Genomic DNA, 13,209 nt, shown 5'->3' on the forward strand with positions numbered 1-13,209 from the left:
CCTCATATCTTTGATGTTAAGCAGACTGTTGCAGCTTCAGCTGCGTACAGGTCGCTTAGTTGTTACACCTAGAGGTTGTGCCCTAACATTGGTGAGGGAGAAAGACTTCCCCACCAATGAAGTAATCACTTTAAAATTCCACAAATATAAATAATCAGTCACTTATTTTTCTGCTATAATAGTTCTATGATTACTTTAACACAAGTTCTAGAAATACTGAAAAAAGATGCAAATTTCCGGGAAATCTCTGCCGAAAATGAATATTATTATAATTGGAATCAAGACGTCACTTTTGACGCTTTAGCTTATGATAGCCGTAAAGTCAATGAACATACACTTTTCTTTGCCAAAGGTTTGAACTTCAAAAAAGATTATCTGCTTGACTTAAACGCAGCTTTCTACATCTCAGAATTTGACTATGAAGTCGCACTCCCAGCCATCATTGTTACTGATGTCAAACGTGCCATGAGTTTAATCGCGCAAGCTTTTTACGACTATCCACAAAACAAATTAAAGACACTCGCATTAACTGGCACAAAAGGGAAAACCACCTCTGCTTATTTCGCCAAATTCATCCTTGATGAGATGAACGGTGGAAAAACTGCACTTCTATCTACTGCTCAAACCACACTTGATGGAAAAAACTTCTTCAAATCAGAATTAACAACCCTGAAAGTCTTGACTTACTAGAAATGATGGCGAAAGCCGTTGAAAATTCCATGACTCACTTGGTCATGGAAGTCAGCTCACAAGCCTACAAAACAGAGCGAGTCTACGGCTTAACCTTTGATGTTGGTGTCTTTCTCAACATCTCACCTGATCATATCGGCCCAGTCGAACACCCAACCTTAGAAGACTATTTCTTTTGTAAACGTCAACTGTTACACAACTCACGCTACTTTGTCGCAAATGCTGAAATGAATCACTTTGGTATCATCAAAGAAGAACTTGCCGCCCTCGAACTCCCATACACCTTTTACGGAAAAGATACAGAAAATAGAATCCTCGAATCTACAGGTTTACATTTTGAAACGACCGGTAGCATAATCGGTAGCTTTTCCATTCGTCTTCTAGGGCGTTTCAATCAAGAAAATGCTTTAGCAACTGCCCTAGCAACACGCGCACTTGGCGCTTCAACCAGTCAGATTAAAGCTGGTCTTGCCAAAGCTACTGTTCCTGGACGCATGGAATTATTCACAGCAAAAAATGGCGCACACATCTATGTAGATTATGCACACAATGGCATCTCACTTGAAAATCTTGTCAAAGTTGTCGAAGAACACCATAATGGTAAGCTTATCCTTATACTTGGTTCAACAGGTAACAAAGGCGAAAGTCGCCGTCACGATTTTGGAAAAGTTATTGAAAATCACAAACGCCTCGAAGTCATACTAACAACTGATGACTCCAACCGAGAAGACCCCAAAATAATCGCAGAAGAAATCGCAAAACCTGTAACTCGCCCTCTTGATTTTGAGCTTGACCGTGAAACAGCTATAAAACAGGCGATTCAACGCACAAATTCTCCATCAGATGCCGTGATTATTGCAGGAAAAGGAGCTGACAAATTCCAACTCTTAAATGGTAAGCGCGAACCTTACATCGGAGATGCCGAAGCTGCCCAAAAATACATATAATCCTACCAAAAGTTTACAAAGTGATAAGCTCCTGCTTATCGCTTTTTTATCGAAGCAAGTGTATGCTATCTCCGCCCTTCGGGCTGCGCGATAAACATTTGTCCGTTTTCTCTAGTCACTATCTTCGCTTCACCCCGCTGTCCGTTTGATTGCCATTTGGCGTTGCCTCTATTCTTGTCACTTTAGTGACTTAGAGATAGAGGACAAATGTTCATCGGCAATTTAGTGCCTTACAGTCAATGCCTTTTGCTTAGCTGCTTTAGCAGCTAAGCAAAAGGACAGCGAAGCAACGAAGTTTCGTAGACCGTCCGTAGAACGGCGTGTGAAGCATGTAGCATCGACAGCCTTTTTATCGACGCTTCAGCGGCTAGATAAAACGGACAAATGTTTTACGAAACTCCCACTGAATAAGTCTTGACTTCATTGCAAAATGAAACACCTTTCTCACAAAAAAAACAGCCGAACTTCGATTTTTTATGTATAATAAACCCATGACCTCAAAAGCAAAATTTCTCCTCGCAGTTGCCATGCTTTTCTCAGCAGGAAATAGTGTCGCTTCTACCTTTATTAATGTCTTTCTCATGCGAACAACGGACAATAGCATTACCCTTGTCATCTGGCAAAGCATTCTCAACTATCTTATTCTTCTGATTGCTTTTGTTAGTGGCACACGGCTCCTGTCAAAACTCTCTATTACCAAAATATTTCGACTGGGTATTATTGCCCAAGCTCTCTATTATGTCATCATCCTTGTCATGCGCAACAATCTATTACCTTTCATTGTACCTTTGGGCATTTTTTCAGGTCTTGGTCAGGGACTCTACTGGTTCTCACTTAATCTCCTGATTGGTGATATTGTTACCGAAGACAATCAAGCAAAGTTCTTTAGCTACCAGCAGATGATGGGATTTATCTTTGGTATCCTCGTTCCTGCGTTATCAGGCTTTCTGATTGTTCGTATGGGTGGGCTCTCAGGATACTATGTCCTCTTTGCCATTTCTATTTTTCTCTTTTTGTTTGGTATTTTCCTCATCAAAAACATTTCAGGTTTTAAAACTGAAAATAAAATGAATATCTTGGGTGTACTTACACTGAGGGGCAATCGTTACTGGGATTCCAATGCAATTTTAAGTTTTTCGATGGGTTTCAAAGGAGTTCTGAACAGTCTCATCTTTGTCCTCTTTGCCTATCTTATTTTCAAAAACGAAAGCACGATGGGCAACCTCGGTTCATTTCAAGCGATTTTAAGTGCAATCAGTTCACTAATTTTTGCACATATTTTTCAAAAAAGCCATACACGCGCGATGTATTTTATCACGTGCAGTTTAAGTTTTCTAACTTTCGTGCTACTCGCACTTTTTGCCAATCCCATTATGATGATTGCAGGCTACATCATATTTGGTATCATCCAAAGTTGGGGAAGTGCGATTGCTAACGCGATGAACTATAGACTCTCAACCCGTGGCGGAAACGGTTTTTCTCAACGTGAGTATATTGTTGCTAGTGAATTTCCTATTGCCCTTGGACGTGTCTTAGGATTGCTCCTTGCCCTACTACTGACTCAGATTCTACCATCGGCGTTAACCGCTTATCGCTTTCTTTTTATCGCAACGGGTCTCATGTGGATGCTTGAGTTTATCATCATTGATTACAAGGTCAAGTGGTTAAAAAACGACTAAAAAGAGAGAAGAATCTTCTCTCTTTTTTTAGTTTATTTACCTGAATTACGACGTTTTTTAAGCCATGCAGTCAAACCACTAAGTCCAAGTAAAGCCGCACCGAACAGACCTGCTGTTGATGCCATCTCACCAGTTGAGGGAAGATTTTTACCTGTTCCAGTATCAACATTATCACCACCAGTTACGATAGTATCATCATCGCCATTAGTAGTTTCATCATCGACCTCATCATCTCCAGTATCTCCTGATAATTCATCAGCAGTTACGGCAACTGTCATTGTGCCATTACCAGGTAACTGACTTGTTGAAGCGCGAGTTGGAGTTATCTCAACTTCATCTGGACCGAAGTAGAACGCTACATCAAGCCCCTCATGAGCTGTGTCTAAAGCTAAGAGTTCTTCTGTATCAAACTCAAGTGCAGGATTTTCTACTTCTTCAAGCATCCTAGGAGTCTCTCCGTTCCCTGCAAACCGTGATACAGGAGTAGTAATATCAACTGCTTGAATCACACGAGTCACAGAGTCAGCTAAAGTTTCATCAATCGTTTCCTCATCAATATCTGTAAGAGCTAGTGTCGGATCGTTAGAGACTGCGAAATGTCGGAGGTCATCGGACATAGCAAGTCTACCACCGTCTGTATCAATGATTGTTACAGCATTTTCCATATTGATATATTTCGATTCTTTCTCACCTTCAATTTTAACTTCAAAGATCGCATTATATACTCCCTCTTCACCATCGAAAAACGGAACTGTGACATTGATAATCTCAGCATTCAAGTCTGTGTAACCTTTTATCGCTATAGGTGTCGCAGTTGCAAACACATCATTCCAGTCTGCATCTACTGCTTCATCAAGGCTCATTGCAACGCGCTCTGCATCAACATCACTGAACATTGACGAATTAATCGTGACTTTCGCTTCTTTATCGATAACTTTAGACCCTGCATCTTCATCGTTAGGATCTGCAAAAACTGTATACCTAACCGTTACGTCAAACTGCTCATCAAGTTGGAGTTCTTCCATACTAAATCCTGCTGGAAGTTCTAGTTCAAAGTCTCCAGTTGCTTCATGCTCTTCCCATTCTCCCACTCCATCTGTGTCGTGGTATTTACGTTCAACTTGAGGTTGGATGAGTTCTAAAAGTTGTGCTTTAAAGTCTGTGTCATTATCAGCAACTTCATTCTGATTAATATCTACCTCTTCCTCTGTTAAAGTCAATCTATAATCATAGCCTGATACTGTAACTGGAATTTGACCATCCACATCACTTTCAGCGAAGTTTGTAATTCCAAAAGTTCCTGTCAGCGCACTCTGATTCAAACGATAACCAATATCGTAGGTTCCACCAAAGAAGCGGTTAGTATTCATAAACATCTCTAAATCATCGCCATCCAACTCAATCATATCAAGCAAATCTCCTCCTTCGATTTCCTCTACTTCCCCATTGGCAGCAACAATAAAGAGTCTAAAGCCAGAGCTGTAAAGGATCTCTTCAATTACATCTTCCTGACTCATATCCGACAAGTCCTCATGAGATATTGCTGTTGGGTTAAAGCTGATGATAGCAGCAGCCCCATCTTCACCTACTGGGATAACTTGTTGGATAGTATCATCAGAGTCATCAGTTGTTGTTGCAAATTCAAGGGTACGGAAAATTGTAGTGGTCTTTAGACCATTGTAGCTGAAAGTTACTTCATGGTCCGTGCGTATTACACCTGACTCTTCATTCTCTTCCCCTTCTACAACTCTAACTTTGACATCAGCTTCAGATATTCCACTAACGACAAGTCCTGCCGCTTCTTTTAGGGCACTATCATCACTAGAAATAGCATCGAACGCTTCCGCTGTCATAGGAACTACTGCCTCTGAACTAATATCAACGATTGCTATCTCAATTTCTAACTCGCCAGCAGCTGCGTGTGAAGCCCTCATGCCATCTGTCATAAAGCTACGGTCAACATCATACAGAAGATGATTATTTTGATTCAGAATAGAAACTTTAACCTTTCCATCTTCGATATCAGAAGTATCAACATTCAAGCTTCCTTTATCACGACCTTCGTACTCATCTCTACCACCAACTTCGTCTAAATCAAACCTGTTCCACGTTGGTACAAAGTTTGGGTTAAAACTGATTCCTTGATTGTCTGCTGGCTTTAGCTCTGCCCACTCACCATAAACATTGGCACGCTCTAAAATCAATGCTTGGAGTTCTTCAGCATCCATTTCTAGTTCACCTTGTGTTAGCAGAACTCTATTATTTGTTCCATTGAGACGGAAAACAGAAGTCCATGATTGATCCCAATCTCCCCAGTTTTCTGGATTACGTTGATCTTCAAGTGTTTCCCATCCTTGCAAAGGACTCACTGGCCATTCTGCTACAATACGCAATGGAATTGTTTTTTCAGCACCACCAACATTAAATGTTACGTCAATTGCTTCACCGATGTTGCGCTCTCCCGCTTCCCAAGTCGCCCCAAAATCTTTATCAGTCAAAGGTACTGGCGTTCCATCAGCACCAGTAAATTGGAGACGGGCCATATCAGCAATTTGCGCAGCTGTCAATGTTGATGCCTCTGCTGGTGTTATATGAAGTGTATTACCTGGATTCCAGTCTTGGGTAATTTCACCGACAGAAACTGCAACTTCAACCATAGCAGGTGCTGCCTGTAAATTTGGCCTTTCTGGATGAGCAAGGAAATCATTTGTTGTGTCCCATAACATTACTTCATTAGCACTATTTACAAGTTTAATTGTTGCAGTTCCCTCTGTAGCAATATGAGTTGTGTCAACGACAACTTGCGCATTTTCACGGTTATCCACAGATGAATCTACTCCAATATTTACCCAAGATGGATTCCAGTTTTCATCATTCGGTCCAATGCCTGCCCATGTATTTGCTCCCTGCGCTGTAAGCCCTGATGCTGCAAAAATAAGTTCTTCTAACTCTTGTGTGTCGCCAGTGAGTTGTGCGGGAGTGATATCGATTGTTTCTGGTTGATCACCTGCAAATCTGTAAATTGTACCCCAACTTTGACTTGGAGTTGGGAACATCGGATTTTCCGTACTAATCACGCGCCATTGCTGTGTAGGACTTCCCTCACGAGAAAATATAGGAAATTCAGTCGCTGTCATAATCGACTTTTCGTCATTAAACTCCGTACTCACACTCGGCAAGACTAGATTACTCGCAGACATTTCATCAGTTGAGTTTTCTATTTTATTTTCTTCCGAACTATTTTCTGTTGATTCCTCCATTGTTTCTGGAAGTCCAATCTCCTCTGGAAGCTCTGTTTCGGGAGCTTCTACAACTTGTTCAGTGTTGATTTCTGCTTCATTTGTTGTGATAGTATCAGCAACAGCATTCATTGCTGGTGCAAGTGGACTTACCAGTAACGAGGTCGTCGCAGCGGTTGCTGCAAATTTACGGAAAATAGCTTTTTTGTTTCTGCGTTGTTTGTTTGACATAAGTCTTCCTTTCAAAATATGAGAATTGTTTAATTATAGTTTACTTTTTCTCATTTATTTATAATGTAAATTATAACAAAATTAAAAAAAAAAAAAAAACGATATGATTTTAGCCATTATATAACCGTTTTATTGATTTTATTTTTCTCATTTTTTATTTATTTTTATTAAAGTGATTTTTTTATTTTTTTTACGTATAATAGAATGAGTATGAATTTAGAAGAAAAACTCAAAGAAATCTTTGGATATGACAATTTCCGAAAAGGACAAAAACAAATTATTGAGCAGGTGCTTTCCAAACAGGATACGCTTGGTATTTTGCCAACGGGTGCTGGGAAGTCAATTTGCTATCAACTGCCTGCAGTGATACAGTCTGGCGTGACTTTAGTCATCTCGCCTTTGATTAGCTTGATGAAAGACCAAGTAGACCAGCTCAATGTTGCAGGTATTCCAGCGACTTTTATCAATTCAACGATTGACGATTTTGAGTCTAATTTTAGAATGCAACAAGTCGAAAATGGTGCAATCAAATTACTTTTTGTTGCACCTGAACGATTTGGTTTAGACTATTTTAATCATTTTTTACAACATTTACCTATTGACCTTGTGGCTATTGATGAAGCCCACTGTATTTCACAATGGGGACATGATTTTAGACCAAGTTATGTTGAATTTGCCCAGCATTTGCAAGATTTACCCACTCATCCAACGATTTTAGCATTAACAGCCACCGCCACCCCAAGGGTTACCGAAGACATTCAAAATCTCCTCTCTATCACTCCTTACAATACTGTGAAGACTGGATTTCTTCGTAAAAATTTAAGATTTGAAGTGGTTAAAGGTGTCGATAAACGTACTTTCCTAAAAAATTATCTCAAAAATCGAGAAAAGGGTGAGTCGGGTATTATCTATGCCAGTACCAGAAAAGAGGTTGAAGAAATCTGTGAGTGGCTCAATCGCAATAACTTTAAGGCAAGTCGTTATCATGCAGGTCTTAGTGAAAATGAACGAAAAACCAATCAGGAACAATTCATTTATGATGAAATTCCGATTATGGTTGCAACCAATGCGTTTGGAATGGGGATTAATAAGTCCAATGTCCGCTTTGTCATTCATTACAGTATCCCTGCAACGATAGAAAGTTATTATCAAGAGGCAGGACGCGCTGGACGGGACGGTCTTGAATCCGATGCAATCCTCCTTTTTTCACCTAATGATGTCCGAATTCGCAATTTTTTGATTGAGAGAAGTGAAGGTGATGACTCTCATAAAGAGCACGAATATGAGAAACTGCGTCAGATGCAGGCATATACTAGCTCTGAAACTTGTTTACAACGATATATTTTGGAGTATTTTGGCGATGAAGGGCAAGCTTGTGGAAAATGTAGTAATTGTTTAGACGAGCGTGAGGATGTAGATATTACTGTTGAAACTCAAAAAGTGCTCTCTTGTGTGATTCGGATGGGCGAGCGATTTGGGAAAACTGCTGTGGCACAAGTGCTTGTCGGCTCTAAAAATAAAAATCTTGCTAAATGGAATTTTGAAAAATTATCTACTTTTGGTATTATGAAAAACTTCTCTCAAAAAGCTGTGGGTGAGTTGATTGACTTTTTAGCTGCTGAGGGCTTTCTCAATGTGACTGCTGGAAAATTTCCAACACTTATCGTTTCAAATAGGGGAGCAAAGGTGCTTAAAGGTCAGGAAAAAGTTCATCGTCGTGCGACTTTGATTGCAGAAAAGACTGTCATTCATTCTGAAGCGTTTGATGCTGAACTATTTGAGGATTTACGTGTTCTACGATTGGAAATTGCAAAGCGTGAGTCTGTGCCACCATTTATGATTTTTTCTGATGCTAGTTTAAAAGATATGGCTAGACTTCAGCCTATTGATGATACAAACTTTCTTCAAATAAGCGGAGTGGGACCTGTTAAACTTGAAAAATATGGTTTTTTATTTATCAATAAGATTAAAGAATATAAAAAAAGCTGAGGAATTTCTCAGCTTTTTGCTTTTTATCAATTTTTGAAGTGATTACTTCATTGGTGGGGGAATTAGCACGCACTTGCTAAGTTAAATCCAAGCACCAAGGTTTCTTGATATACGCACTAAAAGTGCAAATGATGATGATTGTTGTCTTCCAAAATCTTTCTATAGTTAGTTTAATATGAAAATTTGCAACAAGATGAACACTCAAAGATTATTTACTTATTTTTTTATAACGTTGCATCATGAAGTAAGCAATAATACTGAAAATCACTGGACCACCAACCATTGAAACTACTGAGGTAAGCATATCTGTTAACGCTTTTGAGGTGTGTCTTGCTGCTGGAAGTTCAATGTAATTCACGATAGGTTGAACGATTGTAAAGAAGTTTGCACCAATGACCACAATCAAGACAAGGATTGTTAAAGCTGTTGCAACAAGATGTGATTTGAAAAACTCAATGGGTTTGTGAATCGCTTTATTTTTCTTAAAGAACCAGTAAGCAATTACAATGAGAATGTAAGGCAAGGTCATTGAAACGTTTGCCATGTAGGTCAAAACTTCGAAAAATTTGCTCGCGCCTCCTTGAGAAGTGAGGAAATTTAGTACAACGATTAATGTCACAATGGCAAATTGAACCCACATCGCAAATTTTGGCATTCCATCATCTGAGAGTTTACCAAGCTTGCCAGGCCAGAGCTTTTCTGGTGTTCCTGTAATGATTTGTTTGATTGGGCTATAAGTCAGAGTAAAGAAAGCTCCCATATATGCTAACAACATTGATAAACCAATGTATCGTGCAAAGATGCCACCAAGAATATCTGCGCCTGAGTGAGATAAACCGATCGCTTGCCCGACTGCTTCTCCAAGGCTTTGAAGAAGCATATAGGGTACTGTTCCGAGATTCATGGTTTGCGCCTTGATAGCTGGAAGCCACTGTGAGTAATCCACAAAGAACCCAACGCTAAGAATTGCTACGGAATAGCCAATTGCTATAATAAGTGCTGAAATAATGATGCCTCGAGGGAAATTTTTCTCTGGTTTATCCGTTTGGTCAACCAAGCCTGCAACGGATTCAACTCCACCATAAGCAAAGATTGCAAAAACCAAAAAGGCAATAAATGCAACACTGCTTCCGTCAAATGTAGGGTTGGGTGATGATGTGAAAGAATGAAGGTTAATTGGTGTCGCTGGGTGGCCGTTTGCGATGAGAACAATCACCGCTCCTAAAATCAAAATAACATTCAACGAGAGGACGGCAATTCCCGCGATTGATGTAAATTTCTTTATGGTATCAACCCCTTTTGAAACCATAAATGTGATAAGTGCCATCCAAACAACTGCTGCAATTGAAATCCATAATGGTGATGGGGTATGGGTAGAATTACCAAAAATCAAATTGACAATTGGAATTAATATTTTATTGGCTACTGTTACCATCCAAATAACATAAGAGGCATACCACATAAATGTTCCTACAAATGCAAAGGTAGGGTTGACCGATTCACTCATCCATGAGTAAATCCCTCCCTTTTCATCTTTAAAAGCCGAGCCCATCTCTGTAACCATGAATGCAAACGGCAGGAAAAAAAGCAAGGCTCCAATAATGTACCACGGAATGGCACCATACCCCATTTGGTAGAAAGCAACAGGAATATTCCCGAAGCCGAAAACAGTTGTAAAAATCATCAATGAGAGACCTACAAGTGAGAGTTTACCTTTTGTATCTTTTGACATAAATTTTCCTTTCTTTTTGGACGCTATAGCGTTAGTTTTTTCGTTTGTTATGATACTGACAAGGCTTTTGAAGTGAGTACTTCATTGGTGAAGAATTCTTTTTCCTTCACCAATGTTAGGGCAAAATCTATAGGTGTAATAACTATCTTCGCTTTGCTACGCTGTCGATTTCACTAAGCCACTAAAGTGGCAAGTTCAAATCGCAATCGACCTGTACGCAGCTAAAGCTGCAACAGTCTGCTTAACCTCAAAGATATGAGGTCACATCTCCGTTTCGCTTCGTTATCCATTCGCTCTATCTCCGACCTAAGAGGTCGGGGTATTGCGATTGCGACTAGCCACTTTATAGGATAGCCGTTTGCGCTTCAGCGCTTACGGATATGCTAGTTGTTACATCTAGTGGCGTAGCGAGCATCGACAGCGTAGCCGTAAGGCGGAGATAGCACGCACTTGTTTTGATAAAAAGGACAAATGTTTATCGTGCAGCCCAAAGAGCGGAGATAGCACGAACTTGCTAAGTTAAATTTCTGTCAGTAAATTTTTCGATAGATTTAGTCTGTCAGCACGGTTCTCTAATTAGAACGAATAGATATAATAATTATAGACAGTTACAGAACTATACCAATTTTAGAGATTAGTCTGAAAATTTCACACTAACAACAAAGCAAGCCGCTCAATATGAACTCTCAATTGAGCGCATATTGGGCGACTTGTTGATTGATTAATGTCAGCATTTCCTAGAAATTACTGCTTACAAAGTGCTGTAAGCAGGGATATATTAGTATTCTGACCATTTTAAAATAGAGATAGTACCATGAGCTAATCACGGCGACCACGACTTCATTCACTGACAGCTTTCTGTCAGCATTTTTTTGACTTACAAAAGTCTGTCAGTAATTATTTTACAACTTCGTTATTCAAACGAATGATTTCAAGGAGTGTGTCAACTGCTTTTTCCATTGTTTGAACAGAAACAAATTCAAAACGACCGTGCATATTTTCGCCACCAGCAAAAAGATTTGGTGTTGGCAACCCCATAAATGAGATTTTAGAACCATCTGTTCCACCACGGATAGGTTCAATGATTGGTACAATATCAAGATTTTCCATTGCTTGTTTCGCAATATCAATGATTGACATATCTTTCTCAATCACTTGAGCCATGTTGTAATATTGGTCTTTAATTGTTGGTTTAACACGATTTTGTCCAAGCTCTTTATTCATTTTATCTGCAATTCCTTGCATTAAAGCTTTACGATCATTGAACTTGTCTTCTGCATGGTCACGGATAATATATTGTGCCCGCGCTTCTTCTGGTGTACCATCAAGTTTCAAAAGATGGAAGAAACCTTCACGACCTTCTGTCTTTTCAGGACGATCGTTTTCTGGCAGAGCATTATGGAAGTCAATAGCGAGCTGCAAGGCATTAATCATCGTATTTTTTGCTGTACCAGGGTGAACATTTTTCCCTTGAAACTCAATCACTGCACCCGCTGCCGAGAATGTTTCATACTGAAGTTCACCAAGTGGTCCACCATCAACAGTATAAGCAAAATCAACATTAAAGTCTGGCACGTCAAACTTATCTGCACCAACACCAATCTCTTCATCGGGTCCAAATCCGATACGAATTTCCCCATGTTCAAAATCTGGATTGATATTAATCAAATAATCAGCCAAAGTCATGATTTCAGCAACACCAGATTTATCATCTGAACCTAGAAGTGTTGTTCCGTCTGTGTGAACTAACGTTTGTCCCTTATAGTTTTTCAGGTTTGGAAAATCTTTTGGGTCAAGTGTGAACTGAGTAGCCCCAAGCTTAATCACAGACTCCCCATCATAATTTTCAAGAATTTGTGGATTAACACCTTCAGCATTGAAATCAGCCGTATCCAAATGGGCTAAAAGTCCGATTTTGCGTACTTTTTTATCTGTATTTGCTGGGATAGTCCCTATGATATAACCATTTGACTCAAGATAATGAACATCTTGAACACCAATCGCTTTCATCTCTTCACCCATCTTGTGCGCAAAAGCGACAAGAGCTTGTGTTGAGGGCGTTGTCTCACTGTTTTCGTCTGAACGTGTGTTCACTTTCACGTACTCAATAAAACGTGGTAAAAGTTTTTCGTATTTCATATTGTCGAAATTTTCTCCTTAAATTCTAATTTTTTTGTTTCTTCATTGTAAGTGAAATGAATCATGTCAAGATTATGAATTCCTCCAAGCTCTACTGGACGACGACCCAACAGTCGAATCAGAAGAGACCAAGTACTCGCACCATGACTGACACAAAATATATTTTGCGTATCATCTTGCTGACAAATTTCTATCAGTGCTGACAGCATCCTGTCAGCAACTTCTTCAAAACTTTCTCCTCCGAATTGCTTGAAGAATGTACTTTTATCGCGTACCTCAAGATATTGTGGATGACCCTCAAACTGACCAAAATTCAATTCTTTCAGTCCTTTCAGACGTTCATATTGAACTTTTGGAAACACTAATTCTAATGTATCCGAAGCTCGTTCTTGTGTTGACGTGTAAAAATGATCAAAATTGACAGGAAAATTTGTCATAAAAATTCCCGCTTTTTTTGCGTCAGCACTTCCTTTTTCTGTCAGTGGCGAATCACACCACCCCTGAGTTCTTCCTTGCACATTAAACAAAGTTTCCCCATGGCGCATCATGTAAATATTTTTCAC

The 13,209-nt window shown here is 39.5% G+C and carries 6 protein-coding genes and 1 pseudogene; 3 read left to right on the plus strand and 4 right to left on the minus strand.

Annotated elements, in window-relative coordinates:
- The first annotated feature begins 186 nt into the window (after positions 1–186).
- Both FLP15_RS12015 and FLP15_RS12020 read left to right on the plus strand, forming a co-directional pair.
- Positions 187–1,637, plus strand: a pseudogene (locus tag FLP15_RS12015) (UDP-N-acetylmuramoyl-L-alanyl-D-glutamate--L-lysine ligase).
- 476 nt (positions 1,638–2,113) lie between these two features.
- Complete coding sequence (locus FLP15_RS12020) at positions 2,114–3,316, plus strand: MFS transporter (RefSeq protein ID WP_142767303.1); 1,203 nt, start codon at positions 2,114–2,116, stop codon at positions 3,314–3,316.
- A gap of 32 nt (positions 3,317–3,348) precedes the next feature.
- Here FLP15_RS12020 and FLP15_RS12025 read toward each other — a convergent pair whose 3' ends face one another.
- Entirely contained in the window at positions 3,349–6,786 is a 3,438-nt protein-coding gene (locus FLP15_RS12025) for an LPXTG cell wall anchor domain-containing protein (RefSeq protein WP_142767304.1), read from the minus strand.
- Positions 6,787–6,996: 210 nt separating this feature from the next.
- Between FLP15_RS12025 and recQ the strand changes: the two genes are divergently transcribed.
- Entirely contained in the window at positions 6,997–8,775 is a 1,779-nt protein-coding gene (gene recQ, locus FLP15_RS12030) for a DNA helicase RecQ (protein ID WP_142767305.1), read from the plus strand.
- A gap of 208 nt (positions 8,776–8,983) precedes the next feature.
- On the opposite strand, the gene yjeM is transcribed toward recQ, so the two are convergent.
- From yjeM to FLP15_RS12045, 3 genes are all read right to left on the minus strand, one after another.
- Positions 8,984–10,507 (minus strand): glutamate/gamma-aminobutyrate family transporter YjeM, encoded by a 1,524-nt coding sequence (gene yjeM / locus FLP15_RS12035; protein ID WP_142767306.1) that lies wholly within the window; start codon positions 10,505–10,507, stop codon positions 8,984–8,986.
- An 897-nt stretch (positions 10,508–11,404) separates the two neighbouring features.
- Entirely contained in the window at positions 11,405–12,646 is a 1,242-nt protein-coding gene (gene pepT / locus FLP15_RS12040) for a peptidase T (protein ID WP_142767307.1), read from the minus strand.
- Positions 12,643–13,209 (minus strand): histidine phosphatase family protein, encoded by a 567-nt coding sequence (locus FLP15_RS12045; RefSeq protein WP_142767308.1) that lies wholly within the window; start codon positions 13,207–13,209, stop codon positions 12,643–12,645. The genes pepT and FLP15_RS12045 overlap by 4 nt, the downstream gene beginning before the upstream one ends.

Origin of the sequence: Lactococcus protaetiae, assembly GCF_006965445.1 — a bacterium.
Lineage (GTDB): Bacteria > Bacillota > Bacilli > Lactobacillales > Streptococcaceae > Lactococcus > Lactococcus protaetiae.

What these genes read in the sequence shown, in the direction of transcription:
- FLP15_RS12020 (WP_142767303.1), top strand. Translation starts at nt 2,114, where the DNA reads ATGTATAATAAACCCATGACCTCAAAAGCAAAATTTCTCCTCGCAGTT.
- FLP15_RS12025 (WP_142767304.1), bottom strand. Translation starts at nt 6,786, where the DNA reads ATGTCAAACAAACAACGCAGAAACAAAAAAGCTATTTTCCGTAAATTT.
- recQ (WP_142767305.1), top strand. Translation starts at nt 6,997, where the DNA reads ATGAATTTAGAAGAAAAACTCAAAGAAATCTTTGGATATGACAATTTC.
- yjeM (WP_142767306.1), bottom strand. Translation starts at nt 10,507, where the DNA reads ATGTCAAAAGATACAAAAGGTAAACTCTCACTTGTAGGTCTCTCATTG.
- pepT (WP_142767307.1), bottom strand. Translation starts at nt 12,646, where the DNA reads ATGAAATACGAAAAACTTTTACCACGTTTTATTGAGTACGTGAAAGTG.